The sequence below is a fragment of the Salsuginibacillus kocurii DSM 18087 genome, assembly GCF_000377705.1.
Taxonomy (GTDB): Bacteria; Bacillota; Bacilli; order Bacillales; family Marinococcaceae; genus Salsuginibacillus; species Salsuginibacillus kocurii.
Map to the genome: position 1 here is coordinate 15,201 of NZ_KB898635.1, position 25,036 is coordinate 40,236.

General features: G+C 43.6%; 25 protein-coding genes and 1 tRNA gene. All 26 read left to right on the forward strand.

All coding sequences use genetic code 11. The features are described from left to right. Positions 1 to 29 precede the first annotated feature (29 nt). The 26 genes from yabG (at position 30) to tilS (ending at position 25,001) form a co-directional block, all read left to right on the forward strand. Positions 30 to 911: a sporulation peptidase YabG gene (gene yabG / locus D469_RS0117685; protein ID WP_018924720.1), complete on the forward strand. Its 882-nt coding sequence runs from the start codon at positions 30 to 32 to the stop codon at positions 909 to 911. Between the two features lie 584 nt (positions 912 to 1,495). Then, complete coding sequence (veg, locus tag D469_RS0117690) at positions 1,496 to 1,741, forward strand: biofilm formation stimulator Veg (protein ID WP_018924721.1); 246 nt, start codon at positions 1,496 to 1,498, stop codon at positions 1,739 to 1,741. Positions 1,742 to 2,108: 367 nt separating this feature from the next. After that, positions 2,109 to 2,972, forward strand: a complete 864-nt coding sequence (gene ispE, locus D469_RS0117695; protein WP_018924722.1) for a 4-(cytidine 5'-diphospho)-2-C-methyl-D-erythritol kinase — start codon at positions 2,109 to 2,111, stop codon at positions 2,970 to 2,972. Between the two features lie 57 nt (positions 2,973 to 3,029). Further along, positions 3,030 to 3,899 carry a pur operon repressor gene (purR, locus tag D469_RS0117700; RefSeq protein ID WP_018924723.1) on the forward strand — a complete coding sequence of 290 codons (870 nt, stop codon included), beginning with the start codon at positions 3,030 to 3,032 and terminating at the stop codon, positions 3,897 to 3,899. Further along, positions 3,868 to 4,245, forward strand: a complete 378-nt coding sequence (locus tag D469_RS0117705) for a RidA family protein (protein WP_018924724.1) — start codon at positions 3,868 to 3,870, stop codon at positions 4,243 to 4,245. The genes purR and D469_RS0117705 overlap by 32 nt, the downstream gene beginning before the upstream one ends. 270 nt (positions 4,246 to 4,515) lie before the next feature. Next, the gene (spoVG, locus tag D469_RS0117710) at positions 4,516 to 4,815 is read left to right on the forward strand and encodes a septation regulator SpoVG (RefSeq protein ID WP_018924725.1); all 300 of its coding nucleotides are present in this window, start codon (positions 4,516 to 4,518) and stop codon (positions 4,813 to 4,815) included. 139 nt (positions 4,816 to 4,954) lie between these two features. After that, positions 4,955 to 6,313 carry a bifunctional UDP-N-acetylglucosamine diphosphorylase/glucosamine-1-phosphate N-acetyltransferase GlmU gene (gene glmU / locus D469_RS0117715; RefSeq protein ID WP_018924726.1) on the forward strand — a complete coding sequence of 453 codons (1,359 nt, stop codon included), beginning with the start codon at positions 4,955 to 4,957 and terminating at the stop codon, positions 6,311 to 6,313. A gap of 36 nt (positions 6,314 to 6,349) precedes the next feature. After that, positions 6,350 to 7,300, forward strand: a complete 951-nt coding sequence (locus tag D469_RS0117720; protein WP_018924727.1) for a ribose-phosphate diphosphokinase — start codon at positions 6,350 to 6,352, stop codon at positions 7,298 to 7,300. Between the two features lie 150 nt (positions 7,301 to 7,450). Then, positions 7,451 to 8,110, forward strand: coding sequence for a 50S ribosomal protein L25/general stress protein Ctc (locus D469_RS0117725; protein ID WP_018924728.1), 660 nt, complete (start codon positions 7,451 to 7,453; stop codon positions 8,108 to 8,110). A gap of 190 nt (positions 8,111 to 8,300) precedes the next feature. Beyond that, positions 8,301 to 8,870: an aminoacyl-tRNA hydrolase gene (gene pth / locus D469_RS0117730; protein WP_018924729.1), complete on the forward strand. Its 570-nt coding sequence runs from the start codon at positions 8,301 to 8,303 to the stop codon at positions 8,868 to 8,870. Between the two features lie 58 nt (positions 8,871 to 8,928). After that, positions 8,929 to 9,159, forward strand: coding sequence for an anti-sigma-F factor Fin (locus tag D469_RS0117735; protein WP_018924730.1), 231 nt, complete (start codon positions 8,929 to 8,931; stop codon positions 9,157 to 9,159). Between the two features lie 233 nt (positions 9,160 to 9,392). Continuing rightward, positions 9,393 to 12,926 carry a transcription-repair coupling factor gene (mfd, locus tag D469_RS0117740; RefSeq protein ID WP_018924731.1) on the forward strand — a complete coding sequence of 1,178 codons (3,534 nt, stop codon included), beginning with the start codon at positions 9,393 to 9,395 and terminating at the stop codon, positions 12,924 to 12,926. Positions 12,927 to 13,095: 169 nt separating this feature from the next. Continuing rightward, positions 13,096 to 13,635, forward strand: coding sequence for a stage V sporulation protein T (spoVT, locus tag D469_RS0117745; protein WP_018924732.1), 540 nt, complete (start codon positions 13,096 to 13,098; stop codon positions 13,633 to 13,635). A 185-nt stretch (positions 13,636 to 13,820) separates the two neighbouring features. After that, a complete protein-coding gene (gene yabN, locus D469_RS0117750; protein WP_026286299.1) occupies positions 13,821 to 15,311 on the forward strand; it encodes a bifunctional methyltransferase/pyrophosphohydrolase YabN in 1,491 nt (496 codons plus the stop codon). Positions 15,312 to 15,314: 3 nt separating this feature from the next. After that, positions 15,315 to 15,581, forward strand: a complete 267-nt coding sequence (locus D469_RS0117755; protein WP_018924734.1) for an RNA-binding S4 domain-containing protein — start codon at positions 15,315 to 15,317, stop codon at positions 15,579 to 15,581. A 292-nt stretch (positions 15,582 to 15,873) separates the two neighbouring features. Further along, positions 15,874 to 16,173, forward strand: a complete 300-nt coding sequence (yabP, locus tag D469_RS0117760; protein ID WP_018924735.1) for a sporulation protein YabP — start codon at positions 15,874 to 15,876, stop codon at positions 16,171 to 16,173. Beyond that, positions 16,170 to 16,766 carry a spore cortex biosynthesis protein YabQ gene (gene yabQ, locus D469_RS21340; protein WP_018924736.1) on the forward strand — a complete coding sequence of 199 codons (597 nt, stop codon included), beginning with the start codon at positions 16,170 to 16,172 and terminating at the stop codon, positions 16,764 to 16,766. The genes yabP and yabQ overlap by 4 nt, the downstream gene beginning before the upstream one ends. A 1-nt stretch (position 16,767) precedes the next feature. Continuing rightward, positions 16,768 to 17,157 carry an FtsB family cell division protein gene (locus D469_RS0117770; RefSeq protein WP_018924737.1) on the forward strand — a complete coding sequence of 130 codons (390 nt, stop codon included), beginning with the start codon at positions 16,768 to 16,770 and terminating at the stop codon, positions 17,155 to 17,157. A gap of 101 nt (positions 17,158 to 17,258) precedes the next feature. After that, entirely contained in the window at positions 17,259 to 17,657 is a 399-nt protein-coding gene (locus D469_RS0117775; RefSeq protein ID WP_018924738.1) for a S1 domain-containing RNA-binding protein, read from the forward strand. Positions 17,658 to 17,825: 168 nt separating this feature from the next. Continuing rightward, positions 17,826 to 17,902: transfer RNA gene (locus D469_RS0117780), tRNA-Met, on the forward strand. Positions 17,903 to 18,137: 235 nt separating this feature from the next. Beyond that, positions 18,138 to 20,624 carry a stage II sporulation protein E gene (gene spoIIE, locus D469_RS0117785; RefSeq protein WP_420834860.1) on the forward strand — a complete coding sequence of 829 codons (2,487 nt, stop codon included), beginning with the start codon at positions 18,138 to 18,140 and terminating at the stop codon, positions 20,622 to 20,624. A gap of 64 nt (positions 20,625 to 20,688) precedes the next feature. Beyond that, positions 20,689 to 21,432, forward strand: coding sequence for a vWA domain-containing protein (locus tag D469_RS0117790; protein WP_018924740.1), 744 nt, complete (start codon positions 20,689 to 20,691; stop codon positions 21,430 to 21,432). Then, on the forward strand, positions 21,404 to 22,369 hold the full coding sequence (locus D469_RS0117795) for a protein kinase domain-containing protein (RefSeq protein ID WP_338053740.1): 966 nt from the start codon (positions 21,404 to 21,406) through the stop codon (positions 22,367 to 22,369). The genes D469_RS0117790 and D469_RS0117795 overlap by 29 nt, the downstream gene beginning before the upstream one ends. A 27-nt stretch (positions 22,370 to 22,396) precedes the next feature. Then, positions 22,397 to 23,155: a threonine/serine exporter family protein gene (locus D469_RS0117800; RefSeq protein ID WP_018924742.1), complete on the forward strand. Its 759-nt coding sequence runs from the start codon at positions 22,397 to 22,399 to the stop codon at positions 23,153 to 23,155. Between the two features lie 15 nt (positions 23,156 to 23,170). Further along, entirely contained in the window at positions 23,171 to 23,617 is a 447-nt protein-coding gene (locus tag D469_RS0117805) for a threonine/serine exporter family protein (RefSeq protein ID WP_018924743.1), read from the forward strand. Beyond that, positions 23,598 to 25,001 (forward strand): tRNA lysidine(34) synthetase TilS, encoded by a 1,404-nt coding sequence (gene tilS / locus D469_RS0117810; protein ID WP_018924744.1) that lies wholly within the window; start codon positions 23,598 to 23,600, stop codon positions 24,999 to 25,001. The genes D469_RS0117805 and tilS overlap by 20 nt, the downstream gene beginning before the upstream one ends. Positions 25,002 to 25,036: the final 35 nt, after the last annotated feature.

Here is a 25,036-nt window from a genome sequence, read left to right on the forward strand (position 1 = left end):
CGTACTATCGTAAAGGAGGTCTGCGAACGGTGCGTTTTGCAAGCGGAGATCTTGTGAGTAGGAAATCGTATGGAAGTGACATCGTGTTTCGCATTACCGATATTCAAAATGATGTTGCTCAACTCATTGGTGAGGATGTGCGTCTTGGTGCAGATGCTCCGCTTTCCGACTTAGTGCAGGTTGATGACGATGATTTAAACGAACGTCAGAAAGTGGAAAAAGAACGAGCAGATAAGTGTTATCGGCTTTTTCGCCAAGATGCAAAAACATTAAGAGAACAAAATGAATATGAAATGTCGGCCGGCTATGAATCGGAGGAAGGTTATTTTGAAAAAAGAGGACGGGTGCTCCATATTGACGGGGATTCCAAATACCTTGATAAATGCACACATGTGTATGAACGGATTGGGATCCCTGTGTACGGGGCCCATGTCGCTGAAAAAGATATGCCTGAAGAAATTGATTCCTTACTTGAAATGGTACGGCCTGACATATTAGTAATTACAGGCCATGACGCCTATCTTTCTTCAAAAGGCAAGCCGAATGAAATTAAAGCCTATCGCAATTCTAAGTTTTTTGGTCAAGCTGTTCGAAAAGCACGTAAGTTCGAACCTCATCTCGATGATTTAGTAATTTTTGCAGGCGCCTGTCAATCTTATTTTGATTGGCTACTCCGGGCAGGCTCGAATTATGCAAGTTCCCCGGAACGGGTAAACATTCATGCCTTGGATCCTGTTTATATTGCAGCTAGAGTAAGCATCACCCCATTTATGAACCGCGTGCGGTTATACGACCTGCTTCGAAACACACCAACAGGGGCGAGCGGACTTGGGGGCTTAGACACAAAAGGCGTGCTTAGACGAGGTATGCCCAAACAAGATGAAGATGCAACATATCGCCTTCGCTCTTAAGCGTAGGCGTTTTTTTACTCAAATCTCCGAAGAAGCGAGGGCTGTGGTCCAGGGGGGAAAACAACAGCTGAAGAACCCAAACGGTGAGCTTTGCCGAGGGGATGGAAGGGTTGCTATGACAAAGAAGACACGGAGAGGTTAAACGAAGTGAAGATCAAGTCGATGCCGCCCTGGTTCCTGGGGGGAGCGCCTGACCGGAGCGACTTCAAGAAAACTCCCCTATTTTAAAAATATATTGTTGCTAATGGTCGTTGATATGGCGGGCACGACCTGATCTAGCGGCAACAGCGAACATGGCGACAACCCGGAGGCCATTAGCATTGCGAAGATTCCTGGGGCCCCCGTGGAAAGGGAGCGCCGGGAAGAACTACTCCCCTACTCTCCAACAGAGCCTCTGAATAAAGCAACAAATTTTTTGATAAACAAACATTGAAAAATTCTAATTTTTCAAATTACTTATTAAATTGTCGTTAAAAAAGAAGAATATTGTTGACACGGAGAGGGTAGTATTGATAAAATTTAAATTTTATTTGACCTCGCGAAGATTTGATGATATAATATGTTTTAGTGAGGTGGGTGTGGCAATGGGTAAAACATTATTTGAAATTAAACAGTCGCTGGATGAGAATGTTGGTAAACGCATTACGTTGAAAGCAAATGGTGGCCGTCGCAAGATGGTCGAGAGTTCGGGACTGCTTGAAGAAACCTATCCTTCTGTTTTTATCGTAAAGTTGGATAAGGACAAGCATCCAATCGAACGTGTTTCGTATAGTTATACGGACATTTTGACCGAGACGGTGGAGCTTACAGTGTGTGAGGAAGCCCCGTAACGGCTGACCAATGGTTGCATCGCAGGTGAGAAAGGTATACAGCGGGACTGCCTTCATATCTATGAAGACGGTCCTCTTTTTTATGGGAAACGCTCTGTTCATCCGCTGGTTTAAATCTAGAATAGAAAAGGTTAGTACAGCCTGTAGACGAAGGCCTGCTCCCCCACACACAAAAGCGTTAAACTTATCATGAGTGCTACATGATACATAGATTAACTAACTCTTAAACAATTGGATGATGTGTATTTCAATATTAGGTGAAGTTAGTTTTCGGTCTCAAACTGTACAAGCTTGTTCTTTTCGGCTAAAATCAGAAATTGAATTAAACGGAAGAATGGACAAGCACGATTAAGAAGGGGAATGTATTGTGAAATTGCGGATGAAGGCGCCAGCTAAAATCAACTTATCACTAGATGTGCTGTATAAACGCCCCGATGGCTTTCATGAAGTTGATATGATTATGACTCAAATTGATTTAGCAGATCGATTGACGTTGAGCGAATCAGCATCGAAACAGATTGAATTACATTCATCGTCAGGTTTTATACCAACTGACCAAAAAAACCTGGCCGTTCAAGCTGCGAAATTGATGCAGGAGACTTACAACGTACGGGCAGGAGTGCGGATTCATATTGAGAAAAGAATTCCTGTAGCTGCAGGTTTGGCGGGAGGAAGCAGTGATGCAGCAGCGGTGTTAAGAGGGTTAAATGAACTATGGGAGTTAGAGCGGCCAACGGAAGAGCTTGCCCAGCTTGGGTCGCACATTGGATCAGATGTTGCGTACTGTGTATACGGAGGAACGGCTCGTGCTACAGGTCGAGGGGAAATCATTGAACCGATTTCAGCTCCACCTCCAGCATGGGTTATTATTGCAAAACCGCCGCTGGGTGTATCTACGGGCGAGGTTTATAAACGAATGAAGCCTAATAATACATCCGTGTCGGCTTCAGCTACGATGCAAGATGCAATTGCAGTTAAAGATTACGCCAAGATGTGCAGCACCCTTCACAATGACCTTGAAGCTGTCACTTTAGAGATGTACCCGGAAGTCGGACGTATTAAAGAACGAATGATTCAATCCGGTGTAGATGCGGCGCTTATGAGCGGAAGCGGCCCTACTGTTTTTGGCTTAGTCGCAAAAGAGGCGAAATTAAGCCGCGTTTATAATGGACTTAGAGGCTTCTGTGAAGATGTACATGCAGTGCGCCTTCTTCACACGAACAACAGTTGAACAAACCCGTATGAAAGTGTTATATTGACTTTAAATATTCGGGTTCTGGAGGTGGGTATGAAAAAGTTAAAACGCAGTGGCCGCCTCGTCGATATGACACATTACTTGATACAGCATCCACACCAGCTCATTTCTCTTCGTTATTTCTCGGAACGGTATCAATCGGCTAAGTCATCTATCAGCGAGGATTTAACCATCGTAAAAGAGATATTCGAACAAGAAGGTATTGGGTCTTTGTATACGGTGCCAGGCGCAAGTGGTGGGGTGAAGTACATACCTACCGTCGTGGAAAAAGAAGCAGAAGCATTTATTCAAGAGTTTTGCCAGGAGTTAAGTGACCCCGAACGCATTTTGCCAGGTGGTTATTTATACATGATGGACGTCTTAGGGGCTCCGCAGAAAATGAATGAAGTAGGACGCCTTTATGCTTCATTGTTTGCCAATGAACAAGTGGATGCCGTAATGACCGTAGCTACAAAAGGTATTCCGATGGCTTATGCAGTCGCTTCTTTTTTAGATGTTCCAGTAAGTATTGTCAGGCGTGACCACCGGGTGACCGAAGGGTCGATGGTAAGTATTAATTATGTTTCAGGCTCTTCTAAGCGTATTCAAACCATGTCTTTAGCCCGCAGAAGCCTTCCAGAAGGGGCAAATGTTCTTATTCTGGATGACTTTATGAAAGCGGGTGGAACGGTGCGGGGCATGGTGGATTTGTTGAAAGAGTTTCGCGCTAACGTAGTAGGGACAGGTGTACTGGTAGAATCAGAAGATGTAGAAGAACGACTTGTCGAAGATTATATTTCAATCGCCCGCTTGACGGAAGTGAGTGAACGCGAGCGCAGTATTGCTCTTGAACCTGGCAACTATTTAACAAAACTAAAAGAGGTGAAAGCTCATGCGCACGATTTACACGAAGGAAGCACCTGAGGCGATCGGTCCGTACTCCCAGGGAGTGATCGTTAACAATTTATTTTACAGCTCTGGCCAAATCCCCCTTACAAAAGATATGGAGTTAGTCGAAGGTGGCGTAGTAGAACAGACGCATCAAGTCTTTCAAAATGTGAAGGCTGTATTAAAAGAAGCAGGTTCATCACTTGAAGATGTAGTGAAAGTAACGGTTTTTATAAAAAACATGGATGAATTTCCAACAATTAACGAAGTGTACGGGGAATACTTCTCTGACCATCAGCCAGCTCGGTCTTGCGTAGAAGTGGCCCGTCTGCCAAAAGATGTATTGATAGAAATTGAAGTGATTGCTCTGGTAAAAGAATGAAGAAAAAGCTGTCGTGCGTAGCGGCGGCTTTTTTCTATTTTGGGGAGGTTATAGGCGGGCAAAGGGATTACGCGTAACGCTTACGGACAAGAGACCCATTATATGGCCCGAAACGGTCTCTTTTCGGATCGTACCGATCGAGACCGTGGGCATTGCTTTTCCCGTTTTTCTAACTTTTTTTAGATTTTTTTAACATATAGGAAGGAGTTTCTAAAAATCTATTGAATCTAGTCTATCAAGATCCTTATTTGGTAAAAAGGTGGTGAAAGAATGGAAGTAACTGACGTGAGGCTTCGTCGGGTGCAAACGGATGGTCGCATGCGTGCGATTGCTTCCATTACAGTCGATCATGAATTTGTTGTGCACGATATTCGAGTGATAGACGGGAATAATGGTTTATTTGTCGCTATGCCTAGTAAACGTACTCCAGACGGAGAGTTTAGAGACATCGCCCACCCGATCTCCTCTCATACGCGCGATAAAATCCAGACAGCCGTATTGGGAGAATATGAAAAGCAGGGTCGCTCTGAAGAAGACAAAGTAGAATACGAAGAAGCAGGTGCCTCGTAGAAAGTTGGGAGAGACGTGCTTAATGAACCAGCGGACATATTTTTAGCCGCTGGTTTTTTCAAGTAGAAGTAACGCCTTGAAATGACTTTGGTTTTAGGATATATTCGTAAGGGACATTTGAAAGGCTGGAGGACTTGGAATGAACAATCGCTATGCAGTGATCTTGGCTGCAGGTCAGGGAACGAGAATGAAGTCAAGTTTGTATAAAGTGTTACACCCTGTGGTTGGCAAGCCTATGGTAGAACATGTAACCGATCAAGTGAGTCAAGCCGGTTTTGCAGAGATCGTAACCATTATTGGGCATGGTGCTGAGAGCGTAAAAGAACAGCTTAAAGACCGTGTCTCTTATGTGTTGCAGGAGGAGCAGCTTGGTACCGGACATGCTGTCATGCAGGCTCAAAATAAGCTGGCAGCGAAAGAGGGAACAACGATTGTTCTGTGCGGGGATACGCCCTTAATTTCGAGTGAAACGATGGAAGCCTTAGTGAACCATCACGAAGAACAAGGCGCAAAAGCAACTGTCTTAACCGCACATGCTGATGATCCAGCAGGCTATGGGCGCGTGGTGAGAGAGCCTTCAAGCGGACAAGTTAACCGAATTGTTGAGCATAAAGATGCGACGGAAGCAGAGCGCGGGATCCGTGAAATTAATACGGGGACCTATTGTTTTGATAATGCTCGCTTATTTGAAGCTCTAGAACATGTTGGAAATGAAAATGTTCAAGGAGAATATTACCTGCCAGATGTCATTGAAATTATGCAATCTGCAGGTGAAGTAGTTGCTGCTTATCAAACCCCTGATTTTAGTGAAACCATTGGGGTCAATGATCGTCTTGCCTTAGCAGAAGCTGAGAAAGCTATGCGTCTTCGGATCAATCGTTATTGGATGAAACAAGGGGTTACGTTGATTGATCCTGAGCATACATACATTTCGAGTGATGCTGAGATCGGTCCGGATTCCACCCTTTATCCAGGCGTGGTTGTGAATGGCGAGGTAACCATCGGTTCGAATTGTACCATTGGTGCGCATACACAAATTACCGATAGTACGATTGGAAACGGCACAGAGATTCAACAATCCGTGGTCTCCAACAGCACGATCGGAAACGAGGTACAGATCGGTCCATACGCGCATATCCGACCTGATTCGAAGTTGGAAGACCAAACAAAGGTTGGTAATTTTGTTGAGGTGAAAAAATCGACGTTCGGAGCAGGTAGTAAAGCCTCTCATTTAAGTTATATCGGAGATGCAGAAATCGGAAAAGATGTTAACCTTGGCTGTGGGTCTATCACAGTAAATTATGATGGGTCTCAAAAACATCGTACCACTGTAGAAGACGGGGCGTTTATAGGCTGCAACGCAAATTTAATTGCACCGGTCACAGTAGGGGCAAAAGCCTATGTTGCTGCAGGCTCAACGATTACCGAGGACGTGCCTGGGGAATCCTTGTCGATTGCACGAAGCCGCCAAACGAATAAAGAAAATTACTTGAAGTGACACGAGCCTGAATTATATTACGGAGGGAAGCGAACGATGGCAACGTATAATGATCCTTATTTTAAAGTGTTTACGTTAAATTCGAACAAAGACCTCGCTCAAGAAGTTGTAAATGAAATTGGTATAGAGATGGGGAAAAGTTCAATCAAGCGCTTCAGCGACGGAGAGGTGCAAGTAAACATAGAAGAAAGCATCCGCGGTTGTGATGTGTTTCTAATTCAGTCTACGTCCGAACCAGCTAACGAACATATTATGGAACTATTAATCATGGTAGATGCTTGTAAACGTGCTTCTGCCAAGACAATAAACGTTGTCATTCCTTACTACGGATATGCCCGTCAAGATCGTAAGGCACGTTCCCGCGAGCCAATTACTGCAAAACTTATGGCTAATTTGCTAGAGACGGCTGGGGCTGACCGTGTAGTTTCTCTTGATCTGCACGCGACACAAATACAGGGATTCTTTGATATTCCAGTTGATCAGCTAATGGGAGCTCCGCTTTTATCCGATTATTTTAAAGAAAAAGGGTTGGATGATATTGTTGTTGTTTCTCCTGATCATGGCGGGGTGATCCGGGCTCGGAAAATGGCAGACCGCCTGCATGCTCCAATCGCTATCATCGACAAGCGCCGTCCTGAGCCGAATAGATCGGAAGTTATGAATATTGTAGGAAACATTGAAGGGAAAACAGCGATTATTATTGATGATATGATCGACACTGCCGGTACAGTGTCTCTGGCTGCGGATGCTTTAATCGAACAAGGGGCTAAAGCCGTTTACGCCTGTTGCACTCATCCTGTTCTCTCTGGACCGGCAATGGAACGTATCCAAAATTCGCGCATAGAGGAATTGATTGTCACCAATTCAATTGAGCTTCCGGAAGAAAAGAAAATTGAGAAGTTAACGCAACTTTCTGTAGGGCCGCTCATTGCTGAAGCAATCGTTCGCGTACACGAGCAAACATCAGTCAGCACTCTCTTTGACTAAAAGAGAACACACGATTTCCATAGCAAGATAAACACATCTGAGCAAACAAAAACGGCTTGCGTTTTTAAATAGCGGTTGGTAGAATAGTGAATTAAGTGGTGTCGTACGGGACAGACCCCGTGTGAACAAAATTAAATGAGGTGAAAGAGCATGTCTGCATTACTTGAAGCAAAACAACGCGGAGACTTGAAACGCTCCGAGACACGCCGCCTTCGTGCAGAAGGATATATTCCAGGCGTATTATATGGTAAAACACAAGAAAGCACACCAGTTTTCGTAGAGAACGTTTCTTTTATCAAAACAGTTCGTGAAGTTGGTCGTAATGGTATCATTGAGTTGGACCTTGATCAAACAGGCAAAAAACACAAAGTAATCGTGAACGACATTCAGCAGGATTCGTTGAAAGATACTTACGAGCACGTTGACTTTTTCGAAGTAGATTTAACGACAGAGATGGATGCTGACGTTTCCGTAAACCTAGTCGGCGAAGCACCTGGTGAAAAAGCAGAAGGCGGTGTAGTATCTCACCTTCTATTTACTGTGTCGGTACGGGCTCTACCAGAAGAGATCCCAGACCAGATTGAAGTCGATATTTCAGAATTAAACATTGGTGACTCCGTCTTTATTGGTGATTTGAAGGCAGACAAAACGTTTACCTTTAACGATGATCCAGAAGAGCCGGTTGTTACCGTGCTTCCTCCAGAATCAACTGTGGAAGAGGAAGAACCTGCAGATGAAGATGCAGAGCCAGAACTGGTCGGCGACGACAGTGAGTCTGAGGCTGCTGAGGAAAACAACGAAGAAGAATAAACAACATTCTAAAGGTATAGCCTGCACTGCAGGTTATGCCTTTTTTACCGATTGAGGAATGAACGTTCGCTTGCGCTTCTATCTGAACTCTCTCTAAGCTATGCTTGTGAAAGATTAACTTTATCACGTGCAGGGTAGGTAAGAACAAAGGTTTTAAGATGGCAAGAAACAAAAGAGGTGAACTCTCAACTTGAAATTAATTGTTGGTTTAGGCAATCCTGGGCGAAAATATAAAAAAACGCGGCATAACGTAGGCTTTGAAGCCTTAGATGCTGCTGCAAAGCAACTCGGTATTAAATTTAAAAAAGCCAAATTAGTTAAAGGTTCGGTGGCGGAATACGGGATAGCCAATGAAAAGGTTATCTTCTTAAAACCGAAAACTTTTATGAATTTGTCTGGCGAAGCGGTTCAGCCGTTAGCAGATTACTATAATATCGAACTTGAGAATATTCTCGTCATTTATGATGACTTAGATCTCTCTCCCGGAGCTCTGCGCTTGCGCCAAAGTGGCGGACATGGTGGGCATAATGGCATCAAATCGCTTATATCTCATTTGGGCAGTAAAGAATTTAAGCGCATTCGTATTGGCGTAGGTCGGCCGCCGGAAGGAGTTTCTGTAACCAGTCATGTGTTGGGGACATTTGCACCAGATGAAAAAAAGGAAGTAGAGAATACAATAAATACAGCAGCAAAAGCATGCGAGACATGGACGAATTCAGACTTCCAACAGGTAATGAACGAATATAATAAAAAAGTATAAGTTAGACTGACAGCGCCAATACTAGAAGTCATTAAGAGATAGAAGGAGCATATACTTAATGACAGTTCAATATGTTTGCCGCCATTGTCAGTCAGAAATTGGAAATGTGTTGAAAGAGCAAGTAACCGACCATGATTTAGGTTTTACTCAATTAACTGAAGATGAGAAGCAGCAAATGATTCAGAACGAGCAGGACGGAGCTAAAAAAGTACAAGTGATATGCGAGCATTGTTATGAAGCACAGCAACGTAATCCTGCTCTGCATGAACTCGACTATTGGATTCACTAGACGAAAAAAGACAACTGAAGAAGGAAAAAGGCTTTGGGCTAACTCTCCCAAAGCATTTTTCTGTTTTTATCTCGGTCGCCAAGAAAGAAAATACATGTTAGGATGTTCCTTAAGTTTAAGGAAGATCGCATATAGAGCAAGTTATAAGAGAAAGTATGGATAGAAGCAAGGGATAACATAAGCTGAGAGAGAATAACTGATGAAGCGCAATAGATTGAGGAGGAAGCGGGAGCATGAGAGGACTTGAGGAGATCATTCTTCGAAACCCTGAGCTTAACAAAGTCAGGCAAGGGTTGGAAGACGGGGTAAGTGAACAATTAATTACGGGACTCAGTGGGGCTTCAAAGCCTTTGTTTATGTCTGGTGTTCAAGCAGAAATGAAGCAGCCGCAACTGCTTATTACTCATAATTTATACCAAGCACAAAAATGGTATGAAGATTTACAGGACGTATTGGGTGATGACGTCCAGCTATATCCGGTCAATGAGCTTATTTCCTCGGAAATAGCAGTAGCCAGTCCGGAGATGAGAGGGCAGCGTATTGATGTTTTAAATAGGCTGCTGCGTGAAGATGTACAGGTTGTCATTGTTCCGATTGCAGGACTGAGACGCTTGCTTCCGCCCAAAGATTTGTGGTCAGCTTCTCAAACTATCTTAAGGGTGGGAGAAGAAATTGATATCGACAGCTTCCTTGCCCAGCTTCCTGCTTTAGGATATACCCGTGCCGATATGGTTTCTGCACCGGGAGAGTTCAGCGTACGAGGGGGGATTATTGATATTTATCCTCTGACGGAAGAATTCCCGGTTCGAATCGACCTATTTGATACAGAGGTGGATTCGCTTCGCCATTTTCAGGCCGAAGATCAACGTTCGCTTGACCCAATTCATGAAGTGATGATCGGACCAGCAGAAGAGACAATTCTTTTTCAGACGCACGCTGAGGCTGGGGCATCTCAATTACGAGAAGCGCTGGCAACAACTCTAAAAAAACTCGAACGAGATGAAGTCAAGGAGCGAGCGAGTGAAAGGTTAACAGAAGAAATTGAACAGCTCCAGGAAGGACAGCGTTTTCAAGGTATTTATAAGTATATTTCTTATTTGTATGACGAGCCTGCTACCTTACTATCGTATTTCCCGGAGAATTCGGTTATTTTTGTTGATGAAATCAGCCGGGTTCAAGAAATGGCAGAACGACTGGACCAAGAAGAGGCTGAATGGCACACGACGATGCTTGAACAAGGAGAAGCTCCCCATAACATCCGGCTCTCAGTAGAGTCAGCAACGATATTTAGCCGCATCGAGCAGCCTCGTATTTATTTTTCTTTGTTTTTAAGGCAAGTGGCCGGCACGCAACCTGAAACAATTGTCAATATAAATAGTAAAGCTATGCAACAATTCCATGGGCAGATGCCTGTACTCCAAAATGAAATGGAACGTTGGATGAAAGGTAATTATCGTGTGGTCTTTATTGCTGCCGATGAGAGCCGAGCCAAGCGCCTTCAAAACGTGCTTCATGATTACGGAATGGAGGCAGCGTTTGTAGATCGGCACACTCCGATCACCTCGGGTAAGGCTTATATTGTAAGAGGACAGCTGAACAGTGGTTTTGAGCTGCCGCTTGAACGTATTGCGGTGGTTACAGAAGAGGAAACGTTTACTAAAAAAGTGAATCGTACCCGTAAAAAACAAAAGCTCTCAAACGCCGAACGAATTAAGAGTTATTCAGAATTAAAAGTAGGCGACCTGGTTGTTCATGTTGATCATGGGATTGGTAAATATATCGGGATTGAAACACTTGAAGCGAATGGGATGAATGAAGATTACTTGCTCGTGTCTTATGCCGGAAATGACAAGTTGTATGTCCCGGTCGATAAGATCGACCAAGTTCAAAAGTACATCGGTTCAGAAGAAAAAGATCCAAAAATCCATGCCCTCGGTGGCGGAGACTGGAAGAAGACGAAACGAAAGGTGCAGTCATCCGTTCAAGATATAGCCGATGATTTAATTAAATTATATGCTGAACGCGAAGCATCTAAAGGACACGCTTTTTCACCAGACGATGAAGAGCAGAAGGCATTTGAAGCAGCTTTCCCTTATCAAGAAACAGAAGACCAGATGAGAGCTGCAGAAGAAATTAAAACAGACATGGAGCGAGAACGGCCTATGGATCGTCTGCTGTGCGGCGATGTGGGCTACGGGAAAACAGAGGTGGCCATCCGCGCCGCTTTCAAGGCGATTATGGATGGAAAGCAAGTAGCGCTCTTAGTACCAACTACGATATTAGCCAAACAGCATTATGACACGATAAGTGAGCGGTTCGCCGATTATCCGATCAATATTGGTCTGTTAAATCGCTTTCGCAGTAAAAAACAGCAAAAAGAAACGCTGAACTCTTTAAAAGTAGGCGGTATAGATCTTGTCATCGGAACGCACCGCCTCTTGTCTAAGGATGTACAATTCAAAGAGCTTGGGTTTTTGATTGTTGATGAAGAGCAGCGCTTTGGCGTCACTCATAAAGAAAAAATTAAACAGCTTAAATCAAATATTGATGTGCTTACGTTAACTGCTACGCCAATCCCCCGCACACTGCATATGTCGATGCTTGGAGTGAGAGATCTCTCTGTGCTAGAAACGCCGCCGGAAAATCGTTTTCCTGTGCAAACATATGTTATGGAGTACAATGGGGCCTTGTTAAGAGAATCGATTGAACGAGAACTGAGCCGGGGCGGGCAAGTATTTTTGTTATATAATCGTGTCGATGATATTTCTCGAATGGCCGAGCAAGTACAAGCACTTGTGCCTGATGCCAATGTTACCTATGCTCATGGTCAAATGAATGAACAGGAACTTGAAGCCCGGATGATTGACTTTCTAGAAGGTGAACAAGATGTGTTGGTCACCACTACAATTATCGAAACAGGCGTAGACATTCCAAATGTAAATACGTTAATTATTTACAACGCTGATAAAATGGGGCTTTCTCAGCTGTATCAGATTCGAGGCCGGGTTGGTCGTTCGAACCGCGTCGCTTACGCTTATTTCACCTATGCTAGAGACAAAGTATTAACGGAAGTGGCAGAGCAACGCTTACAGGCTATTAAAGAATTCACGGAACTCGGCTCTGGCTTTAAGATTGCAATGCGCGACCTATCCATTCGAGGTGCTGGTAACCTTTTAGGTGCCAAACAGCATGGATTTATTGATTCCGTCGGTTTTGACATGTATTCGCAAATGTTAAAAGAAGCGGTGGAGGAACGGAAAGGAACAACTGGGGCTGCTAAGGAGAAGGCTGCCGAAGCTGAGCTTGATATTCAAGTGGAAGCTTACATTCCTGCTTCTTATATTGCAGATGCGAAGCAGAAAATTGAAATGTATAAGCGGGTAAAAGGCCTTAGCAGCTTTGAAGATCTTCAGGAACTGCAGGATGAATTAATTGACCGCTTTGGGGAATACCCCGATGAAGTTAAACGCTTGCTTACGTTTGCAAACATTAAATTATTAGCAGGAGAGAACGGAGTGCAATCAATCAAAGAACAGGCCGGTAAATGCACTATTATATTTAGTGAAGAGCAAAGTGCAGTTATGGACGGCGCTGAACTTTTCTCGCTTGTTAATGAATTAGGACGTGATGTCGGCCTCGGTACCGAAGGATCTCAAATTAAGGTCGTTCTTCACTCAAAACGTTTATCATCTACGGTATATCTACATGTCTTGGAGCAGCTTCTTAAAAACATTCCGCGTGTTTATAAACAAGAAAAACACGCGTAATCCGCCTCGGAACAGGAAGAGGCTTGAATTTTCTCTCGATTTTCCATAAAAACCGAAAAACTGTGTATAGTTCTTCCACGCAGAAGGATAATAACGGTAGCCGGTAAAAACAGGCACGCCTATAGCAACAGGATTACCGTTATCAACGAGAGAAAGTGAGGCATGTAGAATGAAAGCTACAGGTATTGTACGCCGTATTGATGATCTAGGCAGAGTCGTTATCCCTAAAGAAATTCGTCGTACACTTCGCATCCGTGAAGGTGACCCGCTGGAGATATTTGTGGATCGCGACGGTGAAATCATTCTTAAAAAATATTCCCCTATAACAGAGCTTGGAGATTTCTCGAAGGAATATGCCGAAGCCTTATATGACACCCTCCAGCACCCGATATTAATTGCAGACCGTGATACGTACATTGCCGTTTCTGCTGGTTTAAAGAAGGATTATAATAATAAACACATTGGCGATGTAGTAGAGCGAGTCATTCGAGAACGCCAAGTCGAAGTACAAACAAAGCGTGGCGATTATAACTTGGTGAGTGATGTACACGAAGAAATGCGTGGTTATGCGATCGCCCCTATTATTGCAAATGGGGACCCAATCGGCGCTGTTGTATTAATGGCTAAAGAGCAGGAGCTTGACCGTTCCTTGAGTGAAAAAATGCTCGAAACGGCAGCCAGCTTTTTAGCAAGACAGATGGAACAATAACACACTCTAAAAGACGGTCTTTCCCCCTTTGCTTATGAGGGTGAGGGAGATCGTCTTTTGCTTTTCATGCTACAATAAGGATTGATTTCATTTTGGCTACCAGGTGTACATAAAAGACAAGAAGTTTAAAATGAAGGTAGTGTGGAAGGAAGAGGCAGGATTGATTGGAAAGGGTGATTGAAAGCATGGAGGAGACTTCCTTTAAACCAATTGTACAAGTAGTAGGGCTTGGACCTGGTACGCTAGAGCAAATTCCGCTTGGCATATACCGTTTAATTCATAATGAAAAGCAGCTTATTTGCCGTACTAAAGAGCATCCAGCCATTAGGGAGCTGCAGGCAGAAGGAATAGAGATTGAGAGCTTTGACGAGTTATATGAAGCTCATGATGAGTTTGCTTCAGTATATGAAGCCATTACTGAGCAGCTTGTGCAAAAAGCAGAAGCAGATGAACGTCCAGTTTACGCTGTTCCCGGCCACCCTTTAGTGGCAGAGGAAACAGTTCAACAACTTAAAATGAAAGAAGCAGAAGGGGCTATCGCGTTAAAAATTTGGGGGGGACAGAGTTTTCTTGACCCTATTTTTCAAGCGCTCGGCATAGATCCAAACGATGGTTTTCAATTGCGTGATGGTACAAGCTTTTATAATACTACCTGGGAAATGACGACGCATCTCCTTGTAACCCAAGTATATGATTCGATGATTGCTTCGGATTTAAAGTTGACACTGTTAGAGCGGCTTCCGGAGACGTACGAAGTGAAGCTTGTTCGAGCGGCAGGAACAACAGAAGAACGGGTTTTCTCCTTGCCGCTTGTAGATTTGGACCGAAGCATGGAGGTGGACAACCTAACGGCGCTTTATGTACCGCCAGTAGAAGAGCCAACACTTACGTATCGAGACTTCTCCACCCTGCGTGAGGTTATCCAGACGCTAAGGGGACCTGGTGGTTGTCCATGGGATAAAAAACAGACCCATGCTTCCTTAAAAAAGTACTTGATTGAAGAAACATATGAAGTGTTAGAAGCAATTGATGAAGAAGATGATGAACACCTTGTTGAAGAGCTTGGAGATGTGCTGCTGCAAGTGATGCTCCACGCTCAAATCGGAGAAGATGAAGGCTTTTTTAATGTGGAAGACGTAATAGAAACGCTCACTGCTAAAATGGTAAGGCGACATCCCCATGTATTTGGGGAAGGGACGGCAGGGAATGCTGACGATGTAAAGTTGACCTGGGAAGCTGTGAAACAAGCTGAGCGAGAGACAGGGAAAACTTCTTCCGTCCTTGAAGAAGTTTCAAGTGCCCAGCCGGCTTTGCTTTTTGCCTATGAACTTCAAAAAAAGGCAGCCAAAGTAGGTTTTGACTGGGGGGAGTCCGCCCCGATGTGGGAGAAGTGGAAAGAAGAGACGCTGGAATTAGCTGAGGAATTGAAAAGCGGCTCACATGAAAACGCAGTAAAAGAATATGGTGATGTGTTATTTGTCCTTGTAAATATTGGAAGGCATTTTGGCATCCATCCTGAAGAAGCTTTGCTTACTTCTAACCAAAAATTCATTAAACGTTTTCGTTATATTGAAAGAAAGTTAGAAGAAGAAGGAATAACACCTGAAGAAGCAACACTTGTGAAAATGGATCAGTTATGGGACCAAGCCAAAGAAGAACAAAGAAAGGGAGAATAAAGAATGAGACTAGATAAATTTTTAAAAGTATCCCGTTTAATTAAACGACGTACGTTAGCAAAAGAGCTCGCTTCAAACGGGCGTGTCACAGTGAATGGCAATAAAGCGAAGGCCGGCACTGAACTAGAGGTAGGGGATGAATTGACCTTGCAGTTTGGCCAAAAGGATGTCGTCGTTCGGGTAGAGGAATTAAAAGATACCACAAAAAAAGAAGCATCCGCAGGGATGTATACCGTATTAAGCGAAACCCCACGCAACGCTGAAGATTAAAAGGAGAAGCTTTCAATTGTAAGGAAGTAATCAAAGCGATGTCATTAAAGGAATAGTCAGTTAAGGCAAGCTATGCCTCGGACAAAGAAGACACGGCGAGGTCAAATGAAGAAAGACCAAGCCGATGTCGCACTTGTGGCCTGTGTGGAAAGGGTTCATCCGGAGCGAATTCATAAGTGGTTTATAGTGAGGAGCTGGCCTTTTTGGCCAGTTTCTTTTTTTAGATGTTCTATCTGAAGTTCTGTTTACATAGAGTAAGAGCAGACAGGCTGTCATACTGGAGGGCTGAAAGATGGATTATCGACCAGAATTTAACAAAAGCAAAATTGAGCGGGAACATGATGTAGTATTAAAAGGGCGCAACCGGATGGAGATCACAGGAGTGAAAGAAATTGAACATTTCGATAGCCAGGAGTTTCTTATTGAAACAGTCTTAGGGTATTTGTCTGTACGCGGGGCAGACCTTCACATGAAAAATGTAGATGTAGAGACCGGGCTCGTATCGCTCGAAGGCAAGGTAGACGATCTGATATATATGGATACTCCAAGCGGCGGTGAGAAAAAAAGCTGGATCGGTAAGTGGCTTAAGTGACATTATCAACTCAGTTTGAGACATTTGGCTGGATGATGGTCGCAGGGGCCATTATAGGCATGAACCTCGATGTTTATCACCGCTTGCTGCATTCCTCAATTACAAAGCTAAAACGTTCGTTTCTCGATATTTTCTTTTGGGTCGTACAAGCAGCTGTAGTATTTTATATGCTGCTTTTAGTAAATCACGGAGAAATCCGAATTTATTTCTTACTTGCGATCGCATTAGGTGCCTACATGTATAGAAAAACGTTCCGTCGTGTCTTTACCAACACGCTCGAAGTTATTATCCGTTTTGTTATTTCAGTATGTAGAGTGTTCAAGTGGTTTTTTCAGTTTGTTTTTCTTATTCCGCTTAAAACTGTGTTGAAACTCTTTTATCGCTCGGGTATGATAGGGTTAACAACTTTTCGAACGATTCTCTTAACAACGAGTCGATTTTTTTTAGCTCCTGTTTTTCGTATCTTGAAACGAAGTACACGGAAAGTACTGGCCCGTTTTCCCAACCTAGAGTTTCAGCTTTTTAACCTAAGGGAAAAGTTTAAAATTATCATTCGGACTTTTTGGCCTCGTAAAAGGAAAGGAGATGAATAATTTGACGTCACCGCGTTCGGGTTCCAAACGGTCAGTTACTGCTCTTTATCCAGAGCAACAACGAGCCGAAGAGCAAAAAGAACAATATCGGAAAAAACAACAACGAGGCTTGAAGCGTCGCCTTATCGTCTTTGGCACGCTTATGGCGGTTCTTGGAATCGTGGCTATATCTATATTGATTTCACAATATACAATGATTCAGGCTAAAGATTCCGAGATTGCCGAACTTGAAAAAGAATATGCAGAACTTTCCACTGAAGAAAAACAGTTGCTGCAGGATATAGAAAATTATAATGACTTAGACTATATTGGCGAAGTTGCCCGTACAGAGTACTACTTTACCAAGCCGGGAGAGACCATTTATAAAGTTCCTCCAGGTTCATCAGATTGACACTTTTTTCCCATGTCGCTTATACTTAGTACGATCTGCTTTTCCCAAACGAATATGGGAGAGGGATCCTGAGATACAATACAAGGAGGAACGTAACGTCCATGTCCATTGAGGTAGGCAACAAGCTCGAAGGTAAAGTCACAGGAATCACTAAATTTGGTGCGTTTGTTGAACTAGAAGCAGGTAAAACGGGTCTGGTCCACATCAGTGAGGTGGCTGACCAATATGTTAAAGATGTCAACGAGTTCCTTCAAGTCGGGGATACAGTAACAGTTAAGGTATTAAAGGTAGAAGATGATGGGAAAATTGCATTATCTATTAAAAAAGCAAAAGACCGGCCGTCCTCAGACTCGAAGAAACCATCTGGGGGAGGCAGCAAGCAGAAAGGACGCAGTCTTTCGTTTGAGGACAAAATGAATCGCTTTTTAAAAGACAGCGAAGAGCGCCTTTCTTCATTACGTAAACAGTCCGACAACAAACGTGGTGGTTCAAAGCGCTAAAGAGCAGTTGCTTACATGTTAATATAATAGAAAGGACAAGGGCTGGACAAGCAAAGCCCTTGTTTTCTCTTCTCTCTCAAGTTCACCTTTGCTTTATTTAATAAATCTTTTTAAAAAGGATTGACATCTTTATGTACGTCCGATAGAATACAATATGTCGCAAAAAACGGCGGCGTAGCTCAGATGGCTAGAGCGTACGGTTCATACCCGTAAGGTCGGGAGTTCGATTCTCTCCGCCGCTACCATACATACAAAAGTAAGCTGTCCTGTAGAGGGCAGCTTTTTTGATTGGCTCGTAATAAGTTATTTTGCCTCTTGCCTTCTATATGCTGTCGCTTAGCACCAAACCTCTTCTTCTTTTTCCCTTTTTTTATATTCCATACAGTAATCCGTCGAATGTTTTTTCAGAATGCTCTGTACTTTTGACATACATTTCCAAAAAGATTCGGTATACTCAGAGCTAAACACGTGAAACGGGTGGTGGGACGCTTGGGAGTAAATCGAGTATATCAAGGAACTGGGAGTACTCAAATGGGTGTGAAAAAACAACGTCTTTATCTTCAGCGCTTAAAACAGCGCACAATTCAAGCTTGTTTATCCATGGCCGAAGTTGTGCTGTGGAGATGGGGTCTTTTGCTGATCCTTGCCGGTGTCTTACTTGGACGAGCCGCTATCTTAACAGACCTTTATCCATTCGCTCTTCCTTTTTTTGCCGTCGTATTTGCTTGGAAGCGTAACCGGGCCTGGCTTGCTGGTGCGGCTTTGCTTATTGGAGCAAGTTGGGGAATGCTGGTTCACTTGCCTTATTTGATGACCGGGCTGTTAGTATTTATTCTCGGTTATGTGTGGGTCGAAAAAAGGACGAAGCAGCGAACGAAAAGCATGCTGCCACTGCTCGTCTTGGTTTCGACTAGTGTGGCACGCGCCTTTACGCTTTGGTTAACAAGTGGAGGTTTGAATCAAGTTCCTTCCTATGATTGGATTATGCTCGGCGTGGAAAGCTTCCTTGCCTTTGTGCTCACCATGATTTTCGTTCAAAGCCTGCCCTTGCTTATGCATCGGAAACGTAAAGCGCCGCTTACTAATGAGGAAATGATATGTTTTATTATTTTAATTGCTTCCGTCTTAACAGGGGCAATTGGTTGGATGGTCTACGGTCTTCATGCCGAACATATTCTGGCCCGCTATCTCGTTTTATTATTCGCATTTGTTGGTGGTGCCTCTATTGGAGCTACAGTTGGAGTGGTCACAGGATTAATCTTAAGTTTGGCTTCTGTAGCGAATTTATATCAAATGAGTTTACTTGCTTTTGCCGGACTGCTCGGCGGTTTGATGAAAGAAGGCAAAAAAATTGGAGTAAGCGCCGGCCTTTTAGTCGGTACTCTGTTGATTGCACTTTATGGAGAAGGTCTCTATGGCGCTGAGCTGACGATGGCGGAATCTGCCGTGGCGGTAGCTATGTTTTTACTTACACCAACGGTTTTAACTTCTTATATGGCTAAATATATTCCTGGAACGCTTGAACATTCCAATGAACAGCGACAATATCTTAAAAAAATGAGAAGTGTAACAGCGTCACGTGTAGAGACGTTTTCTCAATTGTTTCAAACGCTCTCTTCTAGTTTTTCATTGACCCAGCCCCTTCCTGAAGCCAAAGAAAAGGAAATGGATCAATTTTTAAGCAATGTGACAGAAAGGACCTGTCAATCATGTTTTCGAAAAGAAAAATGTTGGGTGCAAGGGTTTAACCAAACGTATGAAGGGATGACGACATTAACGGAAGATTTGGAGCATGATGGAAAGATTCGTTCGAAGACGACAGGAAAGTGGCGGAAGCTTTGTTATTATCCAGAACGCGTGAGTAAAGTGATGGAAGAAGAATGGGACAAGTGGCAGTTTGAACACCGCTTGAACCGGCATGTAGAAGAAAGCCGAAAACTTGTCGCTGACCAGTTGCAAGGCGTGTCAAAAGTTATGGAGGACTTCGCCCGTGAGATGAACCAAGAAAAAGAAGCCCATTACTTGCAGGAACAAAAAGTACATGATGCTCTCATCCGGGCAGGAGCGGATGTGGACCAAATTGAAATATATGACTTAACGCCACGCCGAATCGATGTAGAAATGAATGTAGTTCAGGCAAATCATGGAGAAAGTGAAAAAGTGATTGCACCGATGCTCTCTGATATTTTAGAAGACCATATTGTCGTAGAAAGTGAAGAAGTGCTCGATAAAAAAGGAATGAAACGTGTTCGTTTTGGCTCAGCACGAACCTATACTGTCTCCACTGGAGTAGCAACAGTTGCTAAAGGCGGAGCCTGGGTTTCCGGAGACAGTCATACGGCAATGGATGTTGGCGCAGGAAAATATGCAGTGGCTATTAGTGACGGGATGGGGAATGGAAGAAGAGCGAATGAAGAGAGTCGGGAGACGTTATCCCTTCTTAAAAATATTCTCCAATCGGGAATGAATGAAGCCATAGCTACAAAAACGATTAACTCTATTCTTTCACTTCGAACGACAGAAGAAATGTTCTCCACGCTTGATTTAGCCATGATTGATTTGCAGACTGCTGACGTTAATTTTGTCAAAGTAGGATCAGTTCCTGCTTTTATTAAACGTGACCAAGAGGTTCGAAAAGTAGAAGCGAACAATCTGCCAATGGGTGTATTTGCTACAGTAGAGGTGGATATGGTAGAAGAAAATCTGCAGGATGGCGATCAGCTAATTATGATGAGTGATGGCGTGTTAGATAATGTCCATGCAGTTGAAAATAAAGAAATTTGGCTGAAGCGGTTAATTCGACAAATGGATAATATTCCGCCGCAGGAGGTGGCAGATGTCTTACTAGAAGAAGTTATTCGAGCCAGCAATGGAGCGATTGAAGATGATATGACGATTGTGGTGACAACGATTGAACGCAATAATCCGGAATGGGCAGCTATTCCTGTGTGGCAATACTACGCGTAGCTAGAAGTATACTTCCCTACCAATTGGTTAAAATGATTGATAGTAACGATTGGAGGGAATTTATATGAGTGTAGCGACTCTGAGGCAAATTTTATTAATCACTGATGGCTGTTCCAATCATGGCGAAGATCCTTCTATGGTTGCTTCATTAGCACATGAAGAAGGTATTACTGTAAATGTCATTGGCATTTTAGATCAAGGTTCAATGAGCCAGGAAGGGGAAAGAGAGGTTGAACAAATAGCCCTTGCTGGCGGCGGTATAAGCCAAGTCGTGTATACAAAACAGCTTGCCCAAACGGTACAGATGGTTACACGCCAGGCAATGACACAAACCTTGCAAGGTGTAGTTAACAAAGAGTTGCAAGGGATATTAGGTGAACAATCCGAATGGGAAGACCTTCCCCCCGACCAACGTGGAGAAGTGTTGGAAGTTGTAGATGATTTAGGAGAGTCTGTTCAGCTCGAATTGTTTATTCTCGTGGACACAAGTGCCAGCATGAAAACGAAACTTCAATCTGTTCAGGAAGCGTTGCGTGATTTATCGATCAGCTTGCAATCTAGGGAAGGTGGAAATCTATTTACCCTTTCTGGTTTTCCGGGCAAACGAAAAGAAATAGACCAGTTGTTAAACTGGACCCCAAAACTTGATTCCTTAACGAATGTTTTCCGAAAAATGACCCCCAGTGGTGTGACGCCTACTGGTCCTGCTTTAAAAGCTGCTTTAAATCAAATGACCAAGCGCAAACAACGACGCCAATTATTATCTGAATCTTCTGGTGGTGAAGACGTTGAAGAGGCAAGCTCCTGAGCTTATACCTGGTACAAAATTAACCGGGAAGTGGCATGGACAGACGTACCGTGTCATAAAAAAACTTGGACAAGGTGCGACTGGAACGGTGTTTTTAGTAGAGAGTGAAAGAGGGCCTCTTGCGCTTAAAATCGGTCATGAAAACCCTTCGATTACATCCGAAGTGAATGTATTACAACGGTTTTCCAAGGTCCAAGATGTGAAACTTGGACCTTCTCTTATCGAAACGGATGATCTGAAAATTGGAGATGAATCATTTGCTTTTTATACAATGGAATATATCCGCGGGGCACCATTTTTTTCCCATATTAATAAGTATGGAAAAGAGTGGGGTTCTATTTTCATTGTCCAGCTATTAGGTGATTTGGATCGCCTTCATCAAGCTAGTTGGGTGTTTGGCGACTTGAAGCCGGACAATTTGCTCATCACTAGCTCTCCCCCCCGAGTGCGATGGTTTGATGTAGGCGGAACCACTCTTATGGGAAGGTCGATTAAAGAATATACGGAGTTTTTTGATAGAGGATATTGGGGATTAGGAGATCGTAAAGCAGAGCCTTCTTATGATTTATTTTCTGTAGCAATGGTAATGATTAATATAGCTTATCCCCACCGCTTTGAAAAAGGCCAAGCAGAAGGCCTGGAGATTTTAACTGAACGTATTGAAGCACACACCTGGCTGCGCCCTTACCGGAAAGTGCTTCGAACAGCACTGCTTGGGCGGTATACTGATGCTCAACTGATGAAAAAAGATATGATGGAAATCATTTCGGAAACAGATTCTAAAAAACGATTTTCTTCCTCCACAAAGAATCGTATGAAACAAGGAAAACAGTTTAAGAAAACAGAAGGTAAAAGGGGGAACGTTTGGGATGCGATGCTAGCCGCCTCTTTTATCATTCTTGCTTCTGTTCTATACTGGGTGGGACAATTGATGTAGAGGTTCACAGAAACTGGGGGACACAAGATGGGAAAGACTGAGAAAGCGATTGAAGTGTGTCTTTTTGCTGGAAAACTCATGATAAAATACGGTGCGGAAACATACCGAGTTGAAGATACGATGCAGCGTATGGGTGAGGCTGCTGGGATGAAAAATGTCCATACATTCGTGACGACAACAGGTATTTTCTTTTCTTGCCAGACCGAACAAGAAGAAGACTTAATGCAGATGATTCGTGTCGACCAGCGTTTTCAGGACTTAAATAAAGTAACAGAAGTCAACCAGGTTTCTCGGGAGTTTGTGTGGGGGGATGTATCACTTGTAGATGCAAAAAAACGCCTCATTGAAATCTCGGAAGCTCCCATGAATTACCCTATCTGGTTTATTTACTTAGCTTCAGGGGTGGCTGGGGCGGCTTTTTCTTATTTAATGGGTGGGTCGGTTGTGGATATGGGCCCTGCGTTTATCGGCGGTCTTATAACGATCCTCAGTCTTGTGTTCCTGCAGCGTTATATTCAGGGGAAGTTCTTCTCTGAGTTTTTGGCTGCTTTTTTAGGAGGAGTAACCGCCTTGCTCCTTGTTCATATTGGTATTGGCACTAATATTGATCAGGTCATTATCGGTTCAATGATTCCGCTAGTGCCAGGTATCCCAATTACAAACTCAGTTCGAGATTTAATGTCGGGCGACCTGGTGGCCGGTGTCTCGCGCGGAGCAGAAGCAGCAATAACTTCCTTGTCTATCGCTGCAGGTGTAGCTTTAGCGCTATCTTTATTTTTAACGTGACGGGGGCAAAAAAAGATGTGGCTTGAAATCATCCTCTGTTTTATTGCAACGGCATCATTTGCCGTCATTTTTAACGTACCTGCACGCCTCGTGTGGATTGGTGGCTGTATAGGAATTGCCAGCTGGTATTCGTATTCATTTCTCCCCATCCTTGGGGTTATTCCAGTGTTTGCGGCTGCCAGCGCTGCCTTTATTGCTGCGTTTCTCAGCCATTTATTAGCTCGCTTCCTCCATGTTCCGGTCACTACATTTGCCATACCGGGGGTCATCCCGCTTGTTCCGGGTGGACGAGCCTATTCAACCATGCTTGCCTTTGTAGAAGAAGATTATTTAAATGGATTAGAACGCGGCATTGAGACTATTCTCCAGGCAGGGGCAATTGCTGCCGGGATGGTATTTGCCCTTTCAATTTTCTCCATACGCAGAGGAGTGGCGCAGCGCTATGAAACAAACCGTTCGTAAGTTTGTAAAACGCCATCAGCTTTGGGAGCAGGGGGATCACTTGATTGCAGCAGTGTCTGGTGGAATTGATTCGATGGTTCTTCTCTATTTGCTAGCGGACTTAAGAGCACTAGATAAGATGCAGTTGACGTGTCTGCATATTGATCACAGTTTACGTCCTGAAGATGCTGAAAACGAGAAACTTTTGGTTCAAGAAGCCTGCGAGAAGCTTCATGTTCCTTTTATCGCAAAACAGGTTGATGTTCCGTTTGCTAAGTTGGAGGGAAAGTCATCGACCCAAACAGCGGCCCGGAATCTTCGCTATGAAGCTTATCAGAAGGCATTGGAAGAAACTCAGGCTGTCGCAGTTGTTACTGCCCATCATGCAGATGATCAAATGGAAACAGTTTTAATGCAGCAAGTTAGGGGAACATGGCTTGGAGGAGCACCAGGCATTCCCGTTAAAAGAGAAATAGGGAAAGGGCGGGTGGTTCGTCCATTTCTTTCTGTAGGAAAAAAGGAATTGATAGACTATCAGCAAAGTCAGAACGTCCCCTACTTGGATGACCCATCTAATCAAAGTGAGGCTTACACTCGAAACCGGTTCAGGAAATATGTCATTCCGTATTTACTAGAAGAAAACCCAAGTGCCCACCTTCATTTTCAAGCTCAAGTAGAGAGACTAGAAGAGGACCGAGCCTTTATGTTTCAAGAAGCGAGAAAATGTATTGATGAAACGGTGACCTTTTCTAGGTCGGAAGAAGCTGAGATCTCTATTTCAACGTTTAAGAAATGGCCGATTCCTTTACAACGCTATGGGTTTCATCTAGTATTGAACTATCTGTATAGTTCATTAAAAGAACCTGTTTTAGATGTACATATATCGGCTTGTATGGAACTCCTTTATTCTGATCATCCTTCAAAGGCAATTGACTTACCTGTTATGGGGAGGGCCTGGCGCTCCTATGATATGCTATATCTTTCTGTGAAGAAGGTGGGAGACGCTGAGGAGACTGAAGAGGAAAAGAGGCTTCCAGTACCAGGCTCGGTGGAAACAGAGCTAGGGTTTTTGACAGCCAGAATTGAAAATTCCATCCCCAATGCTTCTAGCTGTGAAGAATGTTTGGTTGTTCCCCTGCATTGGGTAACGCTACCTCTCAAAGTTCGAACGAAACATGCCGGGGACAGGATCCAACCATTTGGAATGAAAGGAAAACGGCAGAAGCTCTCACGCATCTTCATTGACGAGAAAGTGGATAAGCATTTGCGGCAAAAGTGGCCTGTTGTAACAGACGCGAATGATAATATCTTATGGTTGCCCTTATTAAAACAGTCAGAATGGGCTAATCTAGAACAGGAGCCACCACCTTATCTAGTTTGTTCGTTCACTTCTATGGAGTCTTAGTGAAAATGATGCGATTTTAGGCGAAACATGGTAAG

Bases quoted from the DNA above. Each gene is read 5' to 3' on its own strand.
- D469_RS0117755 (WP_018924734.1), top strand. From the start codon at position 15,315: ATGAGACTAGATAAATTTTTAAAAGTATCCCGTTTAATTAAACGACGT.
- veg (WP_018924721.1), top strand. From the start codon at position 1,496: ATGGGTAAAACATTATTTGAAATTAAACAGTCGCTGGATGAGAATGTT.
- glmU (WP_018924726.1), top strand. From the start codon at position 4,955: ATGAACAATCGCTATGCAGTGATCTTGGCTGCAGGTCAGGGAACGAGA.
- D469_RS0117775 (WP_018924738.1), top strand. From the start codon at position 17,259: ATGTCCATTGAGGTAGGCAACAAGCTCGAAGGTAAAGTCACAGGAATC.
- D469_RS0117800 (WP_018924742.1), top strand. From the start codon at position 22,397: ATGGGAAAGACTGAGAAAGCGATTGAAGTGTGTCTTTTTGCTGGAAAA.
- mfd (WP_018924731.1), top strand. From the start codon at position 9,393: ATGAGAGGACTTGAGGAGATCATTCTTCGAAACCCTGAGCTTAACAAA.
- D469_RS0117720 (WP_018924727.1), top strand. From the start codon at position 6,350: ATGGCAACGTATAATGATCCTTATTTTAAAGTGTTTACGTTAAATTCG.
- D469_RS0117805 (WP_018924743.1), top strand. From the start codon at position 23,171: ATGTGGCTTGAAATCATCCTCTGTTTTATTGCAACGGCATCATTTGCC.
- D469_RS0117725 (WP_018924728.1), top strand. From the start codon at position 7,451: ATGTCTGCATTACTTGAAGCAAAACAACGCGGAGACTTGAAACGCTCC.
- D469_RS0117735 (WP_018924730.1), top strand. From the start codon at position 8,929: ATGACAGTTCAATATGTTTGCCGCCATTGTCAGTCAGAAATTGGAAAT.
- yabN (WP_026286299.1), top strand. From the start codon at position 13,821: ATGGAGGAGACTTCCTTTAAACCAATTGTACAAGTAGTAGGGCTTGGA.
- yabP (WP_018924735.1), top strand. From the start codon at position 15,874: ATGGATTATCGACCAGAATTTAACAAAAGCAAAATTGAGCGGGAACAT.
- D469_RS0117705 (WP_018924724.1), top strand. From the start codon at position 3,868: ATGCGCACGATTTACACGAAGGAAGCACCTGAGGCGATCGGTCCGTAC.
- purR (WP_018924723.1), top strand. From the start codon at position 3,030: ATGAAAAAGTTAAAACGCAGTGGCCGCCTCGTCGATATGACACATTAC.
- D469_RS0117790 (WP_018924740.1), top strand. From the start codon at position 20,689: ATGAGTGTAGCGACTCTGAGGCAAATTTTATTAATCACTGATGGCTGT.
- spoVT (WP_018924732.1), top strand. From the start codon at position 13,096: ATGAAAGCTACAGGTATTGTACGCCGTATTGATGATCTAGGCAGAGTC.
- tilS (WP_018924744.1), top strand. From the start codon at position 23,598: ATGAAACAAACCGTTCGTAAGTTTGTAAAACGCCATCAGCTTTGGGAG.
- spoVG (WP_018924725.1), top strand. From the start codon at position 4,516: ATGGAAGTAACTGACGTGAGGCTTCGTCGGGTGCAAACGGATGGTCGC.